This window comes from Eleftheria terrae (assembly GCF_030419005.1).
Lineage (GTDB): Bacteria > Pseudomonadota > Gammaproteobacteria > Burkholderiales > Burkholderiaceae_C > Caldimonas > Caldimonas terrae.
This window is the reverse complement of sequence record NZ_CP106951.1, coordinates 3,189,863-3,210,298: the sequence shown is the minus strand read 5'-3', so window position 1 is coordinate 3,210,298 and position 20,436 is coordinate 3,189,863. Positions and strand designations below refer to the sequence as shown.

General features: G+C 68.8%; 22 protein-coding genes. 9 read left to right on the top strand and 13 right to left on the bottom strand.

What is annotated here, in order from left to right:
• Positions 1 to 2 precede the first annotated feature (2 nt).
• Positions 3 to 548 (bottom strand): outer membrane protein assembly factor BamE, encoded by a 546-nt coding sequence (locus N7L95_RS14185; RefSeq protein WP_301255894.1) that lies wholly within the window; start codon positions 546 to 548, stop codon positions 3 to 5.
• Between the two features lie 116 nt (positions 549 to 664).
• Between N7L95_RS14185 and fur the strand changes: the two genes are divergently transcribed.
• Positions 665 to 1,102, top strand: coding sequence for a ferric iron uptake transcriptional regulator (gene fur, locus N7L95_RS14180; protein WP_301255893.1), 438 nt, complete (start codon positions 665 to 667; stop codon positions 1,100 to 1,102).
• Positions 1,103 to 1,149: 47 nt separating this feature from the next.
• On the opposite strand, the gene hprK is transcribed toward fur, so the two are convergent.
• The 7 genes from hprK to N7L95_RS14145 all read right to left on the bottom strand — a co-directional run bounded on the left by hprK (position 1,150) and on the right by N7L95_RS14145 (position 6,696).
• Complete coding sequence (gene hprK, locus N7L95_RS14175; RefSeq protein WP_301255892.1) at positions 1,150 to 2,100, bottom strand: HPr(Ser) kinase/phosphatase; 951 nt, start codon at positions 2,098 to 2,100, stop codon at positions 1,150 to 1,152.
• A 34-nt stretch (positions 2,101 to 2,134) separates the two neighbouring features.
• On the bottom strand, positions 2,135 to 2,605 hold the full coding sequence (locus N7L95_RS14170; protein ID WP_301255891.1) for a PTS sugar transporter subunit IIA: 471 nt from the start codon (positions 2,603 to 2,605) through the stop codon (positions 2,135 to 2,137).
• Positions 2,606 to 2,842: 237 nt separating this feature from the next.
• Entirely contained in the window at positions 2,843 to 3,196 is a 354-nt protein-coding gene (gene hpf, locus N7L95_RS14165; RefSeq protein ID WP_301255890.1) for a ribosome hibernation-promoting factor, HPF/YfiA family, read from the bottom strand.
• A 336-nt stretch (positions 3,197 to 3,532) separates the two neighbouring features.
• Entirely contained in the window at positions 3,533 to 4,186 is a 654-nt protein-coding gene (locus tag N7L95_RS14160; protein ID WP_301255889.1) for a PqiC family protein, read from the bottom strand.
• Positions 4,183 to 5,148 (bottom strand): MlaD family protein, encoded by a 966-nt coding sequence (locus tag N7L95_RS14155; protein WP_301255888.1) that lies wholly within the window; start codon positions 5,146 to 5,148, stop codon positions 4,183 to 4,185. The genes N7L95_RS14160 and N7L95_RS14155 overlap by 4 nt, the downstream gene beginning before the upstream one ends.
• Complete coding sequence (locus N7L95_RS14150) at positions 5,145 to 5,948, bottom strand: ABC transporter ATP-binding protein (protein ID WP_301255887.1); 804 nt, start codon at positions 5,946 to 5,948, stop codon at positions 5,145 to 5,147. The genes N7L95_RS14155 and N7L95_RS14150 overlap by 4 nt, the downstream gene beginning before the upstream one ends.
• Positions 5,932 to 6,696, bottom strand: coding sequence for an MlaE family ABC transporter permease (locus N7L95_RS14145; protein ID WP_301255886.1), 765 nt, complete (start codon positions 6,694 to 6,696; stop codon positions 5,932 to 5,934). The genes N7L95_RS14150 and N7L95_RS14145 overlap by 17 nt, the downstream gene beginning before the upstream one ends.
• 186 nt (positions 6,697 to 6,882) lie before the next feature.
• Here N7L95_RS14145 and serA point away from each other — a divergent pair, with 186 nt between their 5' ends.
• From serA to N7L95_RS14110, 7 genes are all read left to right on the top strand, one after another.
• Complete coding sequence (gene serA / locus N7L95_RS14140; protein WP_301255885.1) at positions 6,883 to 8,115, top strand: phosphoglycerate dehydrogenase; 1,233 nt, start codon at positions 6,883 to 6,885, stop codon at positions 8,113 to 8,115.
• 9 nt (positions 8,116 to 8,124) lie between these two features.
• Positions 8,125 to 8,913, top strand: coding sequence for a phosphatase PAP2 family protein (locus tag N7L95_RS14135; RefSeq protein WP_301255884.1), 789 nt, complete (start codon positions 8,125 to 8,127; stop codon positions 8,911 to 8,913).
• 167 nt (positions 8,914 to 9,080) lie between these two features.
• Positions 9,081 to 9,299 (top strand): hypothetical protein, encoded by a 219-nt coding sequence (locus tag N7L95_RS14130; protein WP_047193207.1) that lies wholly within the window; start codon positions 9,081 to 9,083, stop codon positions 9,297 to 9,299.
• Between the two features lie 16 nt (positions 9,300 to 9,315).
• Positions 9,316 to 9,732, top strand: a complete 417-nt coding sequence (locus N7L95_RS14125; protein WP_301255883.1) for a signal peptide prediction — start codon at positions 9,316 to 9,318, stop codon at positions 9,730 to 9,732.
• 284 nt (positions 9,733 to 10,016) lie between these two features.
• Complete coding sequence (locus N7L95_RS14120; RefSeq protein ID WP_301255882.1) at positions 10,017 to 12,023, top strand: TonB-dependent receptor plug domain-containing protein; 2,007 nt, start codon at positions 10,017 to 10,019, stop codon at positions 12,021 to 12,023.
• 17 nt (positions 12,024 to 12,040) lie between these two features.
• Complete coding sequence (locus N7L95_RS14115) at positions 12,041 to 12,550, top strand: YfiR family protein (protein ID WP_301255881.1); 510 nt, start codon at positions 12,041 to 12,043, stop codon at positions 12,548 to 12,550.
• Between the two features lie 4 nt (positions 12,551 to 12,554).
• On the top strand, positions 12,555 to 14,378 hold the full coding sequence (locus N7L95_RS14110) for a putative bifunctional diguanylate cyclase/phosphodiesterase (protein ID WP_301255880.1): 1,824 nt from the start codon (positions 12,555 to 12,557) through the stop codon (positions 14,376 to 14,378).
• Positions 14,379 to 14,472: 94 nt separating this feature from the next.
• Here the strand turns inward: N7L95_RS14110 and N7L95_RS14105 are convergent, their stop codons facing one another.
• From N7L95_RS14105 to N7L95_RS14095, 3 genes are all read right to left on the bottom strand, one after another.
• The gene (locus N7L95_RS14105) at positions 14,473 to 15,207 is read right to left on the bottom strand and encodes an RNA polymerase sigma factor FliA (RefSeq protein WP_301255879.1); all 735 of its coding nucleotides are present in this window, start codon (positions 15,205 to 15,207) and stop codon (positions 14,473 to 14,475) included.
• 111 nt (positions 15,208 to 15,318) lie between these two features.
• Complete coding sequence (locus N7L95_RS14100; protein WP_301255878.1) at positions 15,319 to 15,525, bottom strand: hypothetical protein; 207 nt, start codon at positions 15,523 to 15,525, stop codon at positions 15,319 to 15,321.
• A 342-nt stretch (positions 15,526 to 15,867) separates the two neighbouring features.
• The gene (locus tag N7L95_RS14095) at positions 15,868 to 17,613 is read right to left on the bottom strand and encodes an aminopeptidase P family protein (protein ID WP_301260154.1); all 1,746 of its coding nucleotides are present in this window, start codon (positions 17,611 to 17,613) and stop codon (positions 15,868 to 15,870) included.
• A gap of 431 nt (positions 17,614 to 18,044) precedes the next feature.
• Between N7L95_RS14095 and corA the strand changes: the two genes are divergently transcribed.
• On the top strand, positions 18,045 to 19,007 hold the full coding sequence (gene corA / locus N7L95_RS14090) for a magnesium/cobalt transporter CorA (RefSeq protein WP_301255877.1): 963 nt from the start codon (positions 18,045 to 18,047) through the stop codon (positions 19,005 to 19,007).
• Here the strand turns inward: corA and N7L95_RS14085 are convergent.
• Together N7L95_RS14085 and N7L95_RS14080 are read right to left on the bottom strand one after the other, a co-directional pair.
• A complete protein-coding gene (locus tag N7L95_RS14085; protein ID WP_301255876.1) occupies positions 19,000 to 19,971 on the bottom strand; it encodes an NAD(P)/FAD-dependent oxidoreductase in 972 nt (323 codons plus the stop codon). The two genes, corA and N7L95_RS14085, sit on opposite strands and share 8 nt — an antisense overlap.
• On the bottom strand, positions 19,968 to 20,420 hold the full coding sequence (locus N7L95_RS14080) for a nuclear transport factor 2 family protein (protein WP_301255875.1): 453 nt from the start codon (positions 20,418 to 20,420) through the stop codon (positions 19,968 to 19,970). Before N7L95_RS14080 ends, N7L95_RS14085 begins: the two co-directional genes overlap by 4 nt.
• Between the last annotated feature and the right edge of the window lie 16 nt (positions 20,421 to 20,436).

The following is a 20,436-nucleotide window of genomic DNA, read 5'->3' as shown; positions in this document are numbered from 1 at the left end:
CTTCAGGGCTCCAGGGGCGGATAGGTGCGTGCCGGCGGCGGCGTCTCGGCCTGCGCGCCCGGCTGCGGCTTCGGCGCCGGCAGGGCCTGCAGCTGCGCGTCGGTCAGCTCCAGCGCGGGCGGCTTGTCGCCCTTCTTCTTGAAGGTGTCGATCGAGGCGACGAAGGCGGCTTCGGTCGGCAATTCCTGCTCGGCTTCCAGCCGGCTCAGCTGCTCGCCCTGGAAGTGGGCGGTGACCCGGCGCAGCTGCGGCTCGGCACCCTGGCGCCGGATCGTGAAGATGTAGTCCCAGCGGTCGGCGTGGAAGACATCGGTCAGCAGCGGCGAGCCCAGGATGTCGCGCACCTGGTTGCGGCTCATGCCGGGCTTGACCGCCGCCGCCATCTCTCGCGTGACGACATTGCCCTGCACGACTTCGATGCGGTAGGGCGTCACCAGGCCCAGCACGCTGTCGCTGGTCTGCATGGAGCTGCAGGCGCCCAGCGCAGCCAGCACGGCGGCGGTGGCGAGCAGGCCGACGATACGGCCACGGGGGATGATGAGGGACATAGGGATATGGGGACGGCGTGCCGGGAGGCAGGCCCAACCTCGATATGATTCGATGATTCTACCGGCAGGGCTGGCTGGCCACGGCCGTCCCTGCACTGGCGCACGGAGCCGCCCCCATGACCAATGTTGATGAATTGAAAAGCAGCGGCCTGAAGGCCACCTTGCCCCGCCTCAAGATCCTTGAGGTGTTCCAGGCCGGCAAACAGCGGCACATGACTGCTGAAGATGTGTACAAAGCGCTGCTCTCGGAGGGGTCGGACATTGGCCTGGCGACGGTGTACCGCGTGCTGATGCAGTTCGAGCAGGCCGGCCTGCTGTCGCGCAACCATTTCGAGGCCGGCAAGGCGGTGTTCGAGCTGAACGAGGGCAAGCACCACGACCACCTGGTGTGCGTCGTCTGCGGCCGGGTCGAGGAGTTCTACGACGCCGAGATCGAGAGGCGCCAGCAGGAGATCGCCAAGGAGCGCGGCTACGAGTTGCAGGACCACTCGCTGGCGCTCTACGTTGTCTGCGGCCGCGAAGGCTGCCGCACGCATGCCGGCGGCGAGCGCTGAGCCGCGCCTGGCCGGGCCGCTGCAGGCCCGGTCGCCCTGGGGGCTCCCTATTCGCCGCGCAGCATCGCCTGCTGGTGGCGCTCGATGAATTCCTTGTAGGTGTCGATGCCACGCAGCTGCAGGATGCTGTTGCGCACCGCGGCCTCGACCAGCACGGCCAGGTTGCGGCCGGCATCCACCGCGATCACCACCTTGCGCACCGGCACGCCGAGGATGTCCTCGTAGAGCGGTTCGTAGGGCAGGCGTTCGAAGTCCCGCTCCATGGTTTCCTTGCGCACCAGGTGGACGATGAGCTTGAGCCGCATCTTGCGGCGCACCGCCGTCTCGCCGAAGATCGCCTTGATGTCCAGCAGGCCGATGCCGCGCACTTCGAGCAGGTTGAGCAGCAGCTCGGGGCAGCGCCCTTCGATCGCGCTCTGCGAGACGCGGTAGAGGTCCACCGCATCGTCGGCCACCAGGCCGTTGCCGCGTGAGATCAGCTCAAGGCCGAGTTCGCTCTTGCCGAGGCCGGATTCTCCGGTCAGCAGCACGCCCAGGCCCAGGATGTCCATGAACACGCCATGACGGGTGGTGCGTTCGGCGAAATGCAGCGACAGGTAGCTGCGCAGCACGTCGATCACGAAGCCGGCGGATTCTTCGGTCACGAACAGCGGGATCTCGGCGCGCTCGCACATCGCCACCAGCTGGTCCGGCGGCGTCTGCCCGTCGGCCACCACCAGCACCGGCGGCTCCAGCGTCACGATGCGGGAGATGCGCCGCGCCTGGTCTTCCGGATTGGGAATCGACAGGTACTCGACCTCGCGCCGCCCGACGATCTGAACGCGGTACGGGTGGATGTAGTTCAGGTAGCCCACCAGGTCGGCGGCCGACTGCGCATCGCGCACGGCCACCTCGTCGAAGCGGCGCTCCGGATGGGCGTGCCCAGCGATCCAGTGCCACTTCAGGGTGGCACGCTGGGCTTCGAACAGCGCCTCGGCGCTGATGACGGTCGGTTTCAAGCGGCGCGCGCGGGTGAGGGGAAGAGGAAAGGGCTCAGGCCACCGACTTCAGCGGTTCCCAGCTCGAAATCAGTTCGTGCACCTTGGCCGCGTCGGGCTCGGACTTCAGCCGCTCGCGCAATTCGCGGTCGGACAGCAGTTCGGCGATCTCGGACAGGATCTCCAGGTGGCGCTGCGTTGCCGCTTCCGGCACGAGCAGGAAGATCAGCAGCATCACCGGCTGGTCGTCCGGTGCATCGAAGGGAATCGCATGCTGCACGCGCAGCACCGCCGCCTGCGGATTCTTCAGGCCCTTGATACGACCGTGCGGAATCGCCACGCCATGGCCCAGCCCGGTGGAGCCCAGGCGTTCCCGCGCGAACAGGTTGTCCGTCACCACCGCGCGTGCGATGGCCTGCTGGTTCTCAAACAGCAAGCCAGCTTGCTCGAAAGCCCGCTTCTTGCTGGTGGCGTCCACGTTCACCAGCACGTTGGTGGCGGGAAGGATGGCGGCGAGACGGTTCATCTGGATCGCGACGCAAAGGCTTCAGCCGGTGTTGGCCTGGGCTTGCGCGAGTGCGGTGACAAAGCGTTGCATTAAAGGGGGTGCAAAGCGGCCCACTCAGGGTAGAGGAGCTGCCTCGCGGCATGGATCGGATTGTGCTCCGCTTGTTGCGACGCAGCAAGCAGAAGTCCCATTTCGTGTTGCAAAGTGAAAGCGGCCCTGAGGGGCCGCTCATTCCTTTCAGGTTATGCGACAAGCTTACGTGGGGCTTTCAGTGGCCGCGCCATCCATTCTTTTGGGCGACTCGTGATGGTGGTCTTGGACCCGGCCCTTGTGCTTGACCACTTGGCGGTCGAGCTTGTCCATCAATTGATCGATCGCGGCGTAGAGGTCTTCGTGAGCAGTTTCACAAAAGATGTCCTTGCCTTTGACGTGAAGGTTGACTTCGGCCTTCTGGCGACGTTCCTTCTCCTTCAGCTTTTCAACGCTCAGTAACACGTTGATATCCACCACCTGATCGAAATGCCGGGTAACCCGGTCTAGCTTTGTGAGTACGTACTCTCGCAGCGCAGGCGTGACTTCCAGGTGATGGCCGCTGATCGTCAGATTCATAAGTCCTCCTTTCCGAAGGGTTTGGGGATGCTCTTATGAGGCAGGTGAAAGCGACGCGTCGTTCAAACCAGTGTGCCGCCCTCCTGCCTGTGTGACAAGACAGTGGCGGGAATACCCGAAAAGGGCTTGTGCCTCCTCAACAAACGATGCGATCTACGCCATGATGCGCAATGATCGGCGAAGCGCATCGCTTGACTTTTCTTTGGCGCTGGCCTCAGATCGTTTCAAAGTTTTTCGGCCATGTCGCTTGCTACCGGCTTGGCGACAGGCCGGGACGGCAGCGGCCGGCCCGGGTGTTGCGGCCGTGGCAGCAGCCGGGTTGAGATGCGGCCCGCCTCAACGCGGCGGAGGCAGCTTCTGCAGTCCTTCTGCGCTGGCCCGTGCCACCGTTTCGAGCACATCGGTGAGGGCTTGTGCCTGAGCTTGCGGCGTGTCGGCGGTGGCTGGCTGCTGCAGGCGCTGGTCGAGCAACTGCACGCCGCGCGACGCGGTCAGCGCCCACGCCGCTGACACGCGGGCATGCGTCTGCAAGCTGCGCTGGGCCCGCGAGAAGTCCAGCGGTGTGAGCTCCACCTGCAGGATCAGGTCGGCCACCCGGTCGCTGCAACTGCCTTCGCAAACGATCCAGCCGGGCAGGGCCTGGCGCAGTGCCGATGCGAACTCGCGGGTGACACCGACCTCGATGCGTTCGGCCCAGTAGGCTTGCGGCCACTCGTCCAGCGTGCTGGCGTCGGCGCGGTAGCGCACCTTGCGGGTCAGCAGGTATTCCGGAATCGCCACCCGGCGCACCGCCAGCACGCGTGGTGTTGCCGTGCCACCGCTGGCGGTCGGTGGTGCGACCTCGGCCGCCGGCAGGGTCAGCAGGGTGGGATCCGGCTTGCTGGCCGCGCAGCCGGTGAGCAGCGCCGCCCACAGCGGCAGGAGGCCAAGCGGCCGGGCGAGCGGGCGGCGAGCCGGCGCGCGCAGGTGGGAAAGCAGGGGCAGTCTCATGGGCGGTCGGCGCCGAAGATCACGGCGTTGGGTTTCTCTTCGAGCAGTTCGCTCCACTCCCGCAGGCCGCGGGCGGCCTGCGACAGGTCGCGGACGGCGGAGTCCAGATCGGCTCGCAGCGGGGCGCCGGGGGCGGTCAGTTCGGCCACCCGGTCCATCGCGAGGCGCGCCGATTCGGCAGCCGAGCGGGCGCCGCGCAGGGTTTCCTGCACGTCGGGCCGCAGTGCCAGCAGGCTGTCGCGGGTGGTGTCCGACAGCCGGGTCACCGACGCCAAGGTGGCTGCTGCCTGGCCTTGCAGGTCTCCGAGCGCCGAGGAAGCCACCGACAGGGTCCGGCGCGCCTCGCCTGCGGTATCGGCCAGCTCGCGTGCCGACAGCTCCAGCGTGGCGCGGGTGCTGTCCAGCGTCGCCTGCACCGCGTGCAGCGTGTTGCGCAAGTCCTGCACGGTCTCGCGCAGCGGCAGCTCGGCCACCTGGTCCACCAGCGCACCGAAACGGTCGGCCACGGCCGGAATCTCGGGGTCGCGGGTGCCGCCCTGCAGCGTCGCGGGGGTGTTCGGCAGGAAATCGAGGTCGATCAGCTTCTGGCCGGTGACGAAACTCTGGGCGATCAGCCGCGCCTTGAGGCCGCGCTTGACCAGCACCGGCAGGTCGAGGCCGGCGTTGGCCTGGACGTTGTCGAGCCGGACCGAGCTCTCGCGCAGGCTGATGCGCACCGGGATGCGCGCATCGAGCGATTTCTCGTCCACCTCGATGCCGATGGACTCGACCTGCCCGACGGGCACGCCGCGGAAGGTGACGGGCGCCCCGACATACAGGCCCTTCACGCTGCCCTGGAAGTGCACCACCGCATAGACCTGTTGCTGGAACAGGCTGGCGCCGCTGAGCCAGACGATGGTGACGACGATCAGCGCGAGGGCACCGATGACAAAGCTGCCGACGAGCAGGGCGTGACGTTTCATGGGGTGGCGGGTGCGGGATGGGGCCGGGGCGCTGCGCTTTCCGGCTCTTCTCGGCGCAGGAAGGCCCGCACCGTCGGATGCTGCGCATGATCGCGCAATTCGCGCGGGCTGCCGTGACCGATCGGCTGCTTGCTGTCCGCGTCCAGGAAGATGCCGTCGTCGGCGATCGCCAGCAGGCTTGGCAGCTCGTGGCTGACGATGAGCACCGCGGCGCCGGTGCGATCGCGCACATCGAGGATCAGGTCGTCCAGCCGCTTGGAGCTGATGGGGTCGAGGCCGGCCGAGGGTTCGTCGAGGAACAGCAGCGGTGCCTCGGCCACGATGGCCCGCGCCAGGCCGGCGCGCTTCTTCATGCCGCCGCTGATGTCCGCCGGGTAGTAGCCGGTGAAGGCCTCCAGGCCGACCCACGCCAGCACCTCGCGGGCGCGCTGCTCGCGCGCGGCAGCGTCGAGCGAGCTGTGCTGCTCCAGCGGCAGGCAGACGTTCTCGAGCAGGGTCATCGACGACCACAACGCCGCGCTCTGGAACAGCATGCCGAAGCCCGAGCGCAGGCGGGTGCGGGTCTTCTCGTCGCTGGCCCAGTAGTCGACGCCGTTGTACTCGATGTGCCCGCCGGCCGGCGGCAGCAGCCCGATCAGGTGGCGCAGCAGGGTGCTCTTGCCGCAGCCGCTGCCGCCCATCACCGCGAAGATGGTGCCCTTGTCCACCGAGAAGCTGATACCGCGCTGGATCAGCCGCTCGCCGAAGCGCATCTCGAGGTCGCGCACCTGCAGCAAGGCCATCTCAGACACCCAGCGCATTCGCGCAGACCGCGAACACCGCATCGAGCGTGATGATGCCGACGATGCTGACCACCACCGCCTGCGTCGTGGCCGCGCCCACGCCGGCGGCGTTGCGCTGGGAGAACAGGCCGTAGTAGCAGCCGGTGATGGCGATCAGCGCCCCGAACACCAGCGACTTGGAGAAACCGAGGCCGAGATGGGCCCAGCTCAGTGCCTCGAAGCTGCGATCCATGTAGGCCGTGGGGGCCAGCTCCAGCATGCCGACGCCGACCAGCATGCCGCCGATCAGGCCGGTGACGCAGCCATACACATAGAGCAGCGGCATCATCAGCAGCAAGGCCAGCACGCGCGGCAGCACGAGATAGTCGACCGCGTGCAGGCCGAGCACCTCGAGGGCATCCACCTCTTCGTTGGTTTGCATGGTTGCCAGCTCGGCAGCAAATGCCGCGCCCGTGCGGCCGGCCATCACGACGGCGGTGATCACCGCCGCCATCTCGCGCGCCACGGCAATGCCGACCAGGTCGGCCACGAAGATGCCGGCGCCGAACTTCACCAGCTGCACCGCGCCGACGAAGGCGAGGATGGCGCCGACCAGCACGTTGACCACCGTGACGATGGGCAGCGCGCGAGCGCTGCTGTCGGCCGTGACCCGCACCAGGTCACGCATTCGGAAGTGCCAGACGCCGCGCAAGGCGGCGCCGGCGGACAGCAGCACCGCCCCCAGGAAGGTGACCGGGCGGACAGGAAGCAGGATGGCCAGGCGCATGGTGCGGACATTGTGGCGGCTTTCGGTGCTACAGGATGTGAAGTGCGCCGCCGTCCGCGGGCAAGGCACGAGCCCGGCAGGGCTTACCGGGCGTGGCTGGCAGCGCCGGCGGCGCGGCTGGCACACTGGCAGGTCTGTGCGCCGGCCGGTGGCCGGCCTTTATTGACGCAAGATGGAGCTGCATCGATGACCACCCGCCTGTCGGTCCAGAAGGAAAAACTCAAGTTCGTGCTGCTCGAGGGCATCCATGCTTCCGCGGTCGAGGCGCTGCGGTCCGACGGCTACTCCCAGGTCCACACCCATGCCAAGGCCCTCGCCGGCGCGGCCCTGCTGGAGGCGATCGCCGATGCCCACTTCGTCGGCATCCGCTCCCGCACCCAGCTGACGGAGGAGGTGCTGGCCCAGGCCCCCAAGCTGGCTGCCATCGGCGCCTTCTGCATCGGCACCAACCAGATCGACCTCGCCGCTGCGGCGCGGCGCGGCATTCCGGTCTTCAATGCGCCATTTTCCAACACCCGCAGCGTGGCCGAGCTGGTGCTGGCCGAGATCGTGATGCTGATGCGCGGCATTCCGGAGAAGAACGCCATCCTGCACCGCGGCGGCTGGGTCAAGAGCGCGGCCAACTCGTACGAGGTGCGCGGCAAGACGCTCGGCATCATCGGTTACGGCCACATCGGCACCCAGATCGGCGTGCTGGCGGAGCACCTGGGCATGCGGGTGGTTTTCCACGACATCGAGGCCAAGCTGCCGCTGGGCAATGCCCGCCAGCTCGGCACGCTGGACGAGCTGCTGCAGGTGTCCGACGCGGTCAGCCTGCATGTGCCGGAGACCCCGTCGACCCAGAACATGATCGGTGCGGCGCAGCTGGCCCGCATGAAGGCGGGCAGCTGCCTGATCAATGCCTCGCGCGGAACGGTGGTGGACATCGACGCGCTGGTCGAGGCGCTCGATCGTGGCCACCTGCTGGGCGCGGCGATCGACGTCTTCCCGGTGGAGCCGCAGGGCAACGACGCCGCCTTCGTCTCGCCGCTGACCCGCTTCGAAAACGTGCTGCTCACCCCTCACATCGGCGGCTCCACGCTGGAGGCGCAGGAGAGCATCGGCCGGGAAGTGGCGGCCAAGCTGATCCGCTACAGCAACAATGGCTCGACCGTCTCGGCCGTCAACTTCCCCGAGGTGTCGCTGCCCGAGCACACCGGCAAGTGCCGGCTGCTGCATATCCACCACAACATCCCTGGCGTGCTGGCGCGCATCAACGAGCGTTTCTCGCAGTCCGGCATCAACATTGCCGCGCAATACCTGCAGACCAACGAGCATGTGGGCTACGTGGTGGTGGACGTCGACGCGTCGGCCAGCGAGATCGCGCTGGGCCAGCTCTCCTCCATCGAAGGCACCATCCGCTGCCGCATCCTCTACTGACAGGGTGGTATGGCCGTGCATCCGTCGTCGTCGCCTGCCGCGCCAAGGTCGTCCTGGCGCAGCGCCCTGCGCGGGCTGTGGCGCAACCGCTGGCCGCAGTGGCAGCGGCGCCGTGCACTGGCCCGGCCGCTGGCGCTGGCCCTGCTGGTTTGCGTGGGAGCCTGGGTCTTCCTGGAGCTGGCCGATGCGGTGCGCGAAGGTGAGGAGATGGCGCTCGACCGCGTCCTGCTGCTCGCCTTGCGCAACCCTGACGACCTGAGCGACCCGCTCGGGCCACGCTGGTTCGAACGGGTGATGACCGACCTCACGGCGCTTGGCGGCGGCACCGTGCTGACCGTGCTGACCCTGGCCACCCTGGGCTACCTGCTCCTGCTGCGCAAGTGGGGCACCGCGCTGATGGTGGCCTGCTCGGTGGGCGGCGGCGCGCTGGCCAGCGAGCTGCTGAAGCTGCTGATCGAGCGGCCGCGGCCCGACCTGGTGCCGCATGGGGTGCAGGTGCTCACCCTCAGTTTCCCCAGCGGCCACGCGACGATGTCGGCCTCGGTCTACCTGACCCTGGGGGTGCTGCTGGCCAGCCTGCAGGGCAGTCGGCGTGCGGCCGTCTACCTGCTGCTGGTGGCCGGGCTGCTGACGCTGGCCATCGGCATCAGCCGGGTCTACCTTGGGGTGCACTGGCCCAGCGACGTGCTGGCCGGCTGGTCGCTCGGCGCCGCCTGGGCACTGCTGTGCCTGATGGTCTCGCTGTGGTTGCGCGACCGCAGCGGACAGGCGCTACCGGCCTTGCGCGAGGAGGCCTGAGGCCCGGCCGGCATGGTCGGTGCTTGTCGTGACGGCGGGCGCCGAAAACGGCCGGAATGAGCGGTTCGGGCGGCTTTCGATGGCCCGATTTGGCGTAAATGCGCGTCACACTGGAAAATTGCGGTTTGATCCCCATTTATCCAGGTCACCTTGGAGGCATCCCATCCATGACCAAGACCGTCACCACCCGCATCAACGACGACGGCCTGCGCTACCGTTCGAAAACCGTCGGCTCCCCGTTCGCAAGCAAGGCCAACACCCGCTCGTGCTTCAAGTGCGGCAAGCACCGCACGCCGGACCAACTGCAGTCGAAGAAGCTGCTGGGCAAGACCGAGATGGTCTGCAAGCCGTCCTGCAAGGAGCTTGCAGAGGCGCTCGGCGAATGAGGCGTTGGCGCCGCCCATGAAGCCAGCGCTGCGCCTGCTCCGGTATGCCTGGGCCGCGCCGGCCAGCGCGGTCGGGCTGCTGCTGGCGCTGCCGCTGCTGGCCCGGGGCGCACGGGCGGCCCCCGTGCAAGGCGTGCTCGAGATTGCCGGCGGCCCCCTGGCGGCCTGGCAACGGCGACTGCCGGCCGCCTGCCGCTTTGCCGCCATCACCTTCGGCCATGTCGTGATTGGCCTGGATCACCGGACACTGGCCGCCTGCCGCGAGCACGAGCAGGTGCACGTGCGGCAATACGAGCGGCTGGGGCCGCTGTTCTTCCCGCTCTACCTCGGCTCCAGCCTGTGGCAGGCCGCGCGGGGCCGCGACCCCTACCTCGACAACTGTTTCGAGTGCGAAGCGTACGCGCACTCCGATCCGAGGACGGTGCGCCACTGAGTCCTGCCGCGGCTGGCCGCCCTGCAGCGCAGCCCGCACCCCCGGAGGCTGTTTCCCCCTGCATGCGACGCAAGGCGCCGCGGGCCGCGCCTGGGCGCTTGCTGCCAACGCAGCCTGCGGCGTGAAGATGTCACGCGATCGGCCGCCGAGGTGGGATGGGTGTGCAGGAGCACACGCATAGACGCCCGCGGCGGTCGCCCTGCATCTCAAGTAGTGGCGACCCGGGCCGAAAACCCCGAGGCCGGGGCGTCGTTTGCGTCCCTCATGCCTTCCTTGGCCGAGCCATGCCGTCCTGCTCCTTCCGCCCGTCCTTCACCCCCAGCTTGCTGGCCGCTGCCGCCTGGCTGCTCCTCGTTCCTGCACGGGCGGAGGAACTGCATGCCGCGCTGCAGCCGTCGCTGGACAATGTCGAGGCCTTGAGCACCCTCGAGAAACTGGTCACCCTGGAGGTCGAGTCGGCCTCGAAGTACGCGCAGAACACGCTCGATGCGCCTGCCCAGGTGATGGTGATCCGCAACGAGGAGATCCGCGCCAAGGGCTACCACACGCTGGCCGACATCCTGCAGGCGGTGCCGGGGCTGTACGTGACCAGTGACCGCGGCTTCCTGGCCCTGGGCGTGCGCGGCCTCAACCTGCCCGGCGACTACAACGTGCGCACCCTGACGCTGATCGACGGCTACCGGGTGAACGACGTGCTGTACGACCAGGCGCTGCCGGAATACGAGCAGCCGGTGGTCGCGCAATGGGTCAAGCAGCTCGAATTCATCGCGGGGCCCTCGTCGTCGCTCTACGGCGGCAATGCCCTCTTTGGGACCGCCAGCGTGGTCACCCTGGACGGTGCCGATGCGCCTGGCCTGAAGGTGGAGACCACCGTCGGCTCCTTCGGCTCGCGCCGGGTGATCGGCTCGTATGGCGCGGTCCTGCCCGGCGGGCAGGATGTGTTCATCGGCCTGGCGGCCTATGGGAGCGACGGCGAAAGCCTGTCCTTCCCCGGCCAGGCCAGCGAAGAGAACCCGCGCGGCCGGGTGGTCGGCCTGGAAGACGTGCGCTACCGCACCCTGCTGTTGAAGTACCGTGACGGGGCCTGGCGGCTCAAGGCGGCCGGCAGCCAGCGCGTCAAGGGCCAGGCAACGGCGCCCTACGGCACCCGGTTCGGCGCCGACGGCACCGAGTACACCGACACCAACGCCTTCCTCGACCTGGCGTGGGACCCCGGCGCCTCCGGCGACTGGCATCCCGAGGGCCGGCTCTCGCTGAGCTACTACGGCTTCGGCGGCCGCTATGTGTACGACGAGGAAATCAACCGCGACGATGCCCGGGCCCGCTGGCTCACCGGTGAGTACCGCGCCACCTGGCGCGGCCTGGTGAACCACACCGCGGTGCTGGGTGTGGAAGCGCGGCAGGTGCTGGGCGCCCGCATCCGCAACTACGACCTGTCGACCGGCGAGACCTATGTCGACCATCGCAGCAAGCCGCGCCGCGCTGGCGTGTTCGTGCAGGACCAATACCGTTTCGCCGAGCGTTGGTCGCTCACCGGCGGGTTGCGGCTGGACGCCGCGAATGGCGACCGCGCGGAGCTGTCGCCCCGCCTCGCGCTGGTCTGGCGGCCCGACGAGCGCCGCGCCTTCAAGCTGCTGGCGGGTCGCGCGTTTCGTGCACCCAACCTGAACGAGCGCTACTACGACGACGGCGGCGTGTCCCAGCTCGCCAATCCGAAGCTCGATCACGAGCGCATTTCCACGGTCGAGTTGTCCATGGAGCAGGCGCTCGACGAACAGACGCGGCTGTCGGCCAGCATCTACAGCTACCGCCTGAGCGGGCTCATCGAGCTGGCGCCGGTGGCGGAGCAGGAGGGGGTGTACCGAAACCAGAACATGTCGTCTGCGCATGCGGTGGGGACCGAGGTCGAAGTCGAACATGCGCGTGCCGGCGGCCTGCAGCTGCGTGGCAGCCTGGCGCTGCAGGATGCCCGTGGCGAAGGGCGGCGGCTGAGCAATTCGCCGCGCTGGCTGGCCAAGGGCTCGCTGGTGGCGCCACTCGCGCCGTCGCTGCAGGCAGCGCTGGAGGTGCACGCGATGGGCTTGCGCCTGTCGCGCGGCGAACGAGTGCCGGGCCATGTGATCGGCAACCTGAACCTGCGCTGGCGGGCGGCAACGGCCCACACGGTCCAGCTGCGGGTGCTCAATGTGGGTGACGCTCGCTACGACGACCCGGCCACGCCGGCGCTGTCGGACGACCGCATCCGCCAGTCGCGCCGGCAGGTCGAACTGAGCTGGCAGGCCAGCTTCTGAAGGAACGGCTCGCGGGCATGTGGCGCACCCCCTGGTTCTGCTGTCTCGGCTGGCTGCTGGCATTGGCCTGCGGCCAGCCAGTGGCCGCCCAGGCGCTGGGTGAGCCCGACCTGAAGGCGCAGATCGTCTTCAGGGTGCTGCTGTTCGTGCAATGGCCGCCCGACCGCCTGCCAGCGGCCCAGCCCATGGACCTCTGCCTGCAGGAAGACGACGGCTTTGCCCAGGCCCTTGGCCGCCTGTCCGGCCAGCAGGTGCAGGGTCATCGACTGCGCGTGCGCAAGACCGCCGGCGAGCCGCTGACCGGCTGCCATGTCGTCTATGTCGGCGCCCGCGTGCCACCGCTGCCCCATCCCGGCGTGCTGCTGGTGGGCGACCGGCTGGGCCTGGTGGAGCAGGGCGCGATGTTGAACCTGCAGGTCGACAGCGGGCGGGTGGCTTTCGATGTCGGCCTGGCCTCCGCCCGCCGGGCGGGGCTGGAGGTGAGCGCCAAGCTGCTGCGCCTGGCGCGTTTCGTGAAGGACGATTGAGTCGATGATGCCTGCCGCCCCATCCCTGCTGGCACATCGCCGCGGCGCCTTGATCGCCGGGGCGACGATGTTGCTGTCGGTGTTCCTGCTGACGGCCATGCAATACCTGGCGCTGAACGATCGCTTCCATGCGGAACTGGACACCCAGGCCCAGATCGTCGGCCAGAACACCAGTGCCGCACTGGTCTTCAATGCGGTGTCCGATGCGCAGGAGGTGTTGCAGGCCCTGCGCGCCGCGCCCGAGGTCACGAGCGCCCAACTGCTGCGCAGCGAGGGCGAGCTGTTCGCGGCCTACCGTCGCAGCGGCAGCGGCGCCGGCTGGCTGGGCCGGCTGGCGGGCGAGGCGACGGTGGAGCACCGCATCCAGCTGAACGGCGCACCGGTGGGGCGGCTGGTGGTCACCGGGGACCGCAGCTCCGTCCTGCGTGACCTGGCCAAGTTCTGGGCCGGCGGCGTCTGCATCATGGCGATTGCGCTCGGTCTTTCCTGGTTTGTTTCACGCGGCCTGCGGGCCAGCGTGCGCGACGCCCAGGAGCGCAACCGCTACCTCGCGCTGCATGATGCGCTGACCGGCCTGCCCAACCGCGTTTCTTTCCAGGACGCCTTGCTGCGGGCCACTGACCGCCCGGGCACCGAGCACGCGGTGATGTTCATCGACGTCGATAACTTCAAGCAGGTCAACGACCTCAGCGGGCACGGTGGCGGCGACCAGGTGCTGCGTGTCGTGGCCGAGCGGCTGCGGTCGCTGCTGCGGCCGCTGGACATGGTGGCGCGCATCGGCGGCGACGAGTTCGCGGTGCTGATCGAGGCGCCGCGGCAGGCCAATGAGGCCGCGGCCCGGGTGGCGGCGGACATCGTCGAGCGCGTGCCCCGGCCGATCGACTTCGACGGCGAGACGCTGCGCGTGAGCGTGTCGGTCGGCATTGCCCTGCTGCCCCACGATGCGCACAACGCCGACGACGCGATGCAATGCGCCGACGCCGCGATGTACCAGGCCAAGCGGGAAGGCAAGGACGCCTTCCGCTTCTTCTCGGCCGCCCTGGGCGAGGAAATCCGCCGCCGGTCTTCGCTGGAGGCCGACCTGCGGACCGCGCTGAGCGAGGGCCAGCTGTTGCTGCACTACCAGCCGGTGTTCGACGGCCAGGGGCGCGCGGTGGCGATGGAAGGCCTGATGCGCTGGCGGCATCCGCTGCGCGGCTGGGTGATGCCGGGCGACTTCATTCCGCTGGCCGAGAGCAGCGGCCTCATCGTCGAGCTTGGGCTGGCAGCGCTCAAGCGCGTGCGTGCCGACCTGGACGCCTGGCAGCAGCAGGGCTGGACGCCACCGCCCATCGCCTTGAACCTGGCCTCGCAGCAATTCAAGCGCGAGAAGCACCGGCAGCGCTTCCTGGCCGCCCTGCCCGAGTTGGGCCTGACCCCCGGCATGCTGGAATTCGAGCTGACCGAGAGCGCGGTGTTCGAGGACATCACCAGTCCGGATTCCGTGCTGGAGGCGCTGCGCAAGCTGGGCTTCAAGTTCGCACTGGACGATTTCGGCACCGGGTACAGCTCGCTGAGCTACCTGCGGCGACTGAAGTGCGCCAAGCTGAAGATCGACAAGTCCTTCGTGCGCGACATGCGCCAGTCCGAGGAGGCGGCGCTGCTGATCCGCTCCATCATCGACGTGGCCCATGCGCTGGGCATGCTGGTGGTGGCCGAGGGGGTGGAGACCGAGGAAGAACGCAGCCAGTTGCTGGCACTGAACTGCGACCTGCTGCAGGGCTATCTGATGGCCCGGCCGCTGGCGCCAGAAGCGGTGGCGCAGCTGCTGATGCCGCAGCCGGCCTGAAGAGGGAAGCTCGGGAGGGCCGAAGCCGCGGGGAGGGGGACAGAAGCGGCGGTGCAGATGCCCGCCCGGGCGGGCGGCGCGCAACGCCAGCGACTCACCAGTCGCGCAGTTTCACCCGCAGCCGCTGGAAGGCCTGGTTGTGCAGGTGGCACACGCGCGAGTCGCTGACGCCCAGCACGGTGCCGATCTCCTTCAGGCTCATGTCGTGTTCGTAGTAGAGGCTGAGGGCCTGGCGCTCGCGTTCCGGCAGCGTTTCGATCGCATGCACCAGCGCGACACGGCGGCGGTAGTCCGCCACATGGCGCAGCGGGTCGGCTTCCGGGTCGGCGAACTGGCGTTCCGCGGAGCCGCTGTCGCCTTCCTCGTCGGGAGAGGTGATCTCGTCGAGGGACACGAACTGCGAGGTGCGCGCCTGGGCCAGCACTTCGTGGTACTCGGCCATGTCGATGCCCATCTCGCGCGCCACTTCCGACGACAGCGGCGTGCGGCCCAGCTGCTGCTCGAGCTTGTGCTGCGTGGCGCCGGCCGCGCGGTGCTGGCGGCGGGCGTCGCGGCTGATCCAGTCGCCGGCACGCAGCTCGTCGAGCATCGCGCCGCGAATGCGCTGCGTGGCGAAGGCCTCAAACTGCGGGCCTTCCGGGTTCTCGCTGCGCGACAGCGCTTCGGTGAGGCCGATCATGCCGGCCTGCACCAGGTCATCGAGCTCCACGTTGGCCGGCAGGCGGGCAATCAACCGGTGGGCGATACGACGCACCAGCGGGGCGTACTGCCGGACACTCGCATCGCGAGCCGCATGGTCTTGAGCAGGGGTCTGGGTCGTAGCGATCATGGGTAGGTTGCTCCATGGCAAAGCCTGGGCTCTGCGCAAGCGTGGCGCAGTCCTCGACGTTTCGGTGTTGGGAAGGCGGCCTGCGCTGCCAGGCCGCTCAAGGGGCCAGGCTTATTCGATCAGCTCGCCGGTCAGGATGTCGTTGCGCTTCCCGTCAGCAGGGGCATTGCTGCGCCCGTTGTCCTGGGAATGGTCCAGCGGCCGGTAGACCCGGCTTTGCAGACCCGCCAGACGATCCGAGAGCTGCACCGCTTGGAGTACAGCCTGGGGGTCGGTCATGAGTGCGAACGGGTTGGTCGCATGATCGAGAGGCTGCATCGTCGGTACTCCTTGATCCGTCTGGGGCATGGGGGGAACTGTAGTCATTGATGAGGGAAAGCCACAGAGGGCGGAAACTAATCAGGTTGTCGGTAATTGTCTGACAAGCTGACGGGCAGATGCTCGGATGCGTCACGCTTGAGGCACCCTCCACCGGTCGGTCCGGCACCGATGGAGGCCGCGCTGTCCCTCAGTTGAGACGCATTTGCGGCGAAAGCCGACATCTGTAGGACAAGAGGATGCCCGTCTGCCAGTCTTAAACAGGCAAACTGAATCGTGAACAAGTTCACGATCCGTCGCTCGGAGCCGGTGAGCGGCGGCGACTGCCGCCGCGCCTGCGGGCTACAGCGGCCGGGTGCGGGTCTCCAGCCAGTCGCGGGCGGCACCGGGAGGCAGGTGCTGGCCGACCCGCTCGCGCACCTCGGCGTGGTAGCGGTTCAGCCATGCCACCTCCTGCGCATCGAGCAGCGCGGGCTCGATGCAACGGGTGTCGATGGGGCACAGCGTCAGTGTCTCGAACTCCAGGTACTCGCCGAAGTCGGTGGTCATCGCCGGCTGGTTCATGGCGAGGTTCTCGATGCGGATGCCCCATTGGCCCGGCCGGTAGAGGCCCGGCTCGATGGACGTCACCATGCCGGCCTCCATGGCGGTATGGGGCTCCGGCGCCGCGCTGTAGGACAGCACCTGAGGCCCCTCGTGCACATTGAGGAAGTAGCCGACGCCGTGGCCGGTGCCGTGGCCGTAGTCCAGGCCCTCGGCCCACAGCGGCGCACGCGCAATGGCGTCCAGCAGCGGCGAGCGGATGCCGCGCGGGAAGCGCGCACGCGACATGGCCATCATCGCCTTGAGCACCAGCGTGAAGTCGCGCTTCTGTGCAGCCGTGGCATCGCCCACCGCGATGACGCGGGTGATGTCGGTGGTGCCGCCCAGGTACTGGCCGCCCGAGTCGATGAGCAGCAGGCCCTGGCCTTCGATGACCGCATGCGACTCCGGGGTGGCCCGGTAGTGCGGCATCGCGCCATTGCCGCGGAAGCCGGCGATGGTGGCGAAGCTGGGTGAGACAAAGCCCGGCCGCGCCGCGCGCTCGGCGGTGATGCGCGTGTCGATGTCCAGCTCCGTCACGCGCTCGCGACCGAGCGCCTGCTCCAGCCAGGCGAAGAAGGCGGCCAGCGCGGCGCCGTCATGCTCCATGGCCAGGCGCAGGTGCCGGGCTTCCTCGGCCGTCTTGCGCGACTTGGCGAAAGTGGTGGGGTTGACCGCCTCCACCACCGGCACGCTGGCGGCCACCCGCTCGCGCAGGCCGAGCGTGACACGCCGCGGGTCGAGCAGCAGCACGCCCTGCAGCTGCGACAGCTGCTCGCCCGCGGCGGCATAGGGCGCCAGCGAGACGCCGTCGCTCGCCAGCGTCTCGCGCAAGGCGGCAGGCACCTTGCCTTCCTCGATGAACAGCGTCGCCTGCTCCTGCCCCACCAGGGCATGGGCCACGAACACCGGGTTGTAGGGCACGTCCGAGCCGCGCAGGTTGACCAGGTAGGCGATGTCGTCCAGCGTCGAGATGAAATGCCACTGTGCGCTCTCGCGCCGCATCGCCTCGCGCAGGGCGGCCAGCTTGTCGGCCCGTGATAGCGGAGCCTGGGGCGGCAGGTGTTCATAGAGGGGTGGCGTCGGCAGGCCGGGGCGGTCCGGCCAGACCTCCTGCGCCAGGTCGAGGTCGGTGCGCAAGGTCACCGAGCGCGGTGACAACGCGGCCTGCAGCGCGCGCGCCGCCATCAGGCTGAGCACCTGGCCGTCCACCGCCACCACTTCGCCGGCCGGCACATGGGTGGCCAGCCAGTCGACGTGTTGCAGGCTGGTCGCGGCACCGACCTTCACCAGCTCGATGCCGGTGCCGGCCAGCTGGGCTTCGGCCTGCACCCAGTAGCGGCTGTCGGCCCACAGGCCGGCGTAGTCGGCCGTGACGATCAGGGTGGCCACCGAGCCGGTGAAGCCGGAGAACCACTCGCGCGCCTTCCAGCGCTCGGGCAGGTACTCCGACAGGTGCGGGTCGGCCGTGGGCAGCAGGCAGGCGGCCACACGGTGGCGGCGCATCGCCTGGCGCAACAGTTCGATGCGTTCTCGTATCAAGGCAGGGTCTCGGGCGGCAGCAGTGTCCACGACAGGTCCTCCAACTTGGAGCGTCGATTCTAGGGACGCAGGTGCGCGGTTTGCTCGACGCGGGGAGCGGAGTGCATAATCTTGAGTCGCTTTTTGCTACGGAGACTTCCTTGGACAGTTGTCACCCTCGGTGACCGTCCACTCCTTCGGGCCTGCCCCCGCCAGACGACGGGGGGCCACACGGGCCAGGGCGCGGGCAAGGGCGAGGCAGGCTCCCTGAAGGCCGAGGTCCTCGTCGCATTGCCTTGCCATCGGGGGGTGAGACGGTCTGCCGCCATCCCCTGAACTCCCTGAACGCCGCACTGTGCACGCCGCCCGCCGAGGCTGCTCGTGCCGATGCTGCAGCTGCCCTGCTTGGAGACGGCATGCTCAATGTATTCACGCTGGCCAATGGCCGGCTGTACCAGGAAGAAATCGACCGCCCCGATGCGCTCGCCCGCCTGCAACCGGTGTGGGTCGACCTGGAAGCGCCCACGCCCGAGGAGAAGGGCTGGATCGCCGGCTGCTTCGGCGTCACGATCCCGGACAACATCACCGGCGATGACCTGGAAGAGTCGGCGCGCTTCTACGAGGAAGACAACGGCGAGCTGCACCTGCGCACCGACTTCCTGATCCAGGACGACGAGAGTTCGCGCAACGTGCGGGCGGCCTTCATCCTGCACAACAACGTGCTGTTCTCGATCCATGACGAGGACCTGCCGGTGTTTCGCCTGCTGCGCCTGCGCGGGCGCCGCATGCCGGGGCTGATCGAGGGCGCCAAGGACGTGCTGCTCAAGCTCTACGACATGGATGCCGAGTATTCGGCCGATTCGCTCGAAGGCATCTACGACGAGCTGGAGAAGGTCAGCGCCCAGGTGCTCAAGGCGGAGGTGACCGACAACGAGGCCGGCGAGGCGCTGGCCGCCATCGCGCGAAGCGAGGACTTGAACGGCCGCATCCGTCGCAACGTCATGGACACCCGCCGCGCGGTGAGCTTCCTCATGCGCAGCCGGCTGCTCAATGCCGAGCAGTTCGAGGAGGCCCGCCAGATCATGCGCGACATCGACTCGCTCGACTCGCACACCGCCTTCCTGTTCGACAAGATCAACTTCCTGATGGACGCCACGGTCGGCTTCATCAACATCAACCAGAACAAGATCATCCGCATCTTCTCGGTGGCCAGCGTCGCGCTGCTGCCGCCGACGCTGATCGCGAGCATCTACGGCATGAACTTCCGCTTCATGCCGGAGACCGAGTGGCAGTTCGGCTATCCCTTCTCGCTGTCGCTGATGGTCGCGTCGGTGGTGGCGCCGTTCTGGTACTTCCGCCACAAGGGCTGGCTCAAGTAGCCGGCAGCTTCTGCGCCAGTGCCCGGCCGCTGAGCCAGGCGCGCTCGGCGCCCTGTGAGCCCTTCAGGCTGTACCAGGCGTCGCCGCAGGCACCCAGGCGCAAGGCGGCATTCCAGCCGCAACGCTCGCGGCGGGCCGAGGCCGGCTGGGCCTGCGGCCACAGGTGCGCCGCCGCGTAGGCCGGCCGCGCCAGGCGCTGGCCCAGCACGCCGGCGAAAGCTTCCAGCAGCGCGCGCGTGACGTCGGCCGGGCGAGCCGCGAGCCGCTCCGCGCTCCAGGCACTGCTGGCTTGCAGGACCCAGCGCGAGTCGATCCCGTCGCCCGGGTGGCCGGCCGCATGCCAGGCGGCCGCCAGCACGTCCTGGCGGCCGGCCAGCCGGCCAGGCTGCAGCCCTTCGGCGGGCAGGGGCAGGGGCGCCGGCCAGGCGGCCGCCACGGTCCAGGCGGGCTCGCCGGGCTGCTCGGCCAGCATGGCCTGAAGCGCCGGGTCCGCATCCAGGAGCGGGCCGGCCTGGCCGGCCGGCAGCGCGAGCAACAGCGCGTCAAAGCCCAGCTCGAGCGTGCGCGGCACCTCCCCGTGCACCTGCAGCGTCCAGCGGCCGGCGTCATGCGTGGCGCCGGCCACCTCCACGCCGCTCAGCAAGGGCAAGCCGTCTGCAAGCTGCCGCATGAAGGCCTGCATCGTCGACCTGGGCCGCCAGTGTCCCGGCGCCCAGGGGTCTTCCGCCAGCCAGCCGTCCGCCGCCCAGGCCTGCAGCTGGGTGCCAAACAGCTTGCCGGCCGCGCGCAGCCGCGCGGTGCCGATGTCAACGGGCCCGGCCGGGGTCGCCAGGCTGGTGCAGCGCCCGCCCGGCGCCGTGGCCTTGTCGAACAACTGCACGGCATGGCCCGCCTCCTGCAGCGCGCGGGCGCAGGCCAGGCCGGCCATGCCGGCGCCGACCACCGCGATGCGCCAGGCCGTCATGCGCCCGCCACCCGGCGGCGCAGCCAGTGCATCAGCCGCCCCAGCAGCGGCAGCTTGGCGTAGAACTCGCCGGCGGCGTCCCAGTAGTCGCGGTGCTCGGCGACGCGGCCTTCGGCATCGAACACCAGGTGCGAGGCGCCGCGCACGGTGTGCGGCGTGCCGGCCGCGCGGCGGAAGCGGAACAGGAAGTCCCAGGTGACGAAGCAATGCGCGCCCTGGCTCACCACCTGGGTCAGGCGAAAGTGCGGCTCCTGCAGGGTGTCGAACATCCGTCGATAGATGGCGGTGATGGCCGGCAGCCCCTCCACCGCGTGGAAGGGATCGGTGAAGCGGCTGTCGCTGCGGTAGATCTGGTCCAGGCCCGCCAGCGCGGCGGGCTGCATCGATTCGAAGAACCGCACCAGCCGGCCGACATGCGCCGGCAGGGTGGGGTCGTGGGGATGGGGCATGGCGGAAAGCTTATTA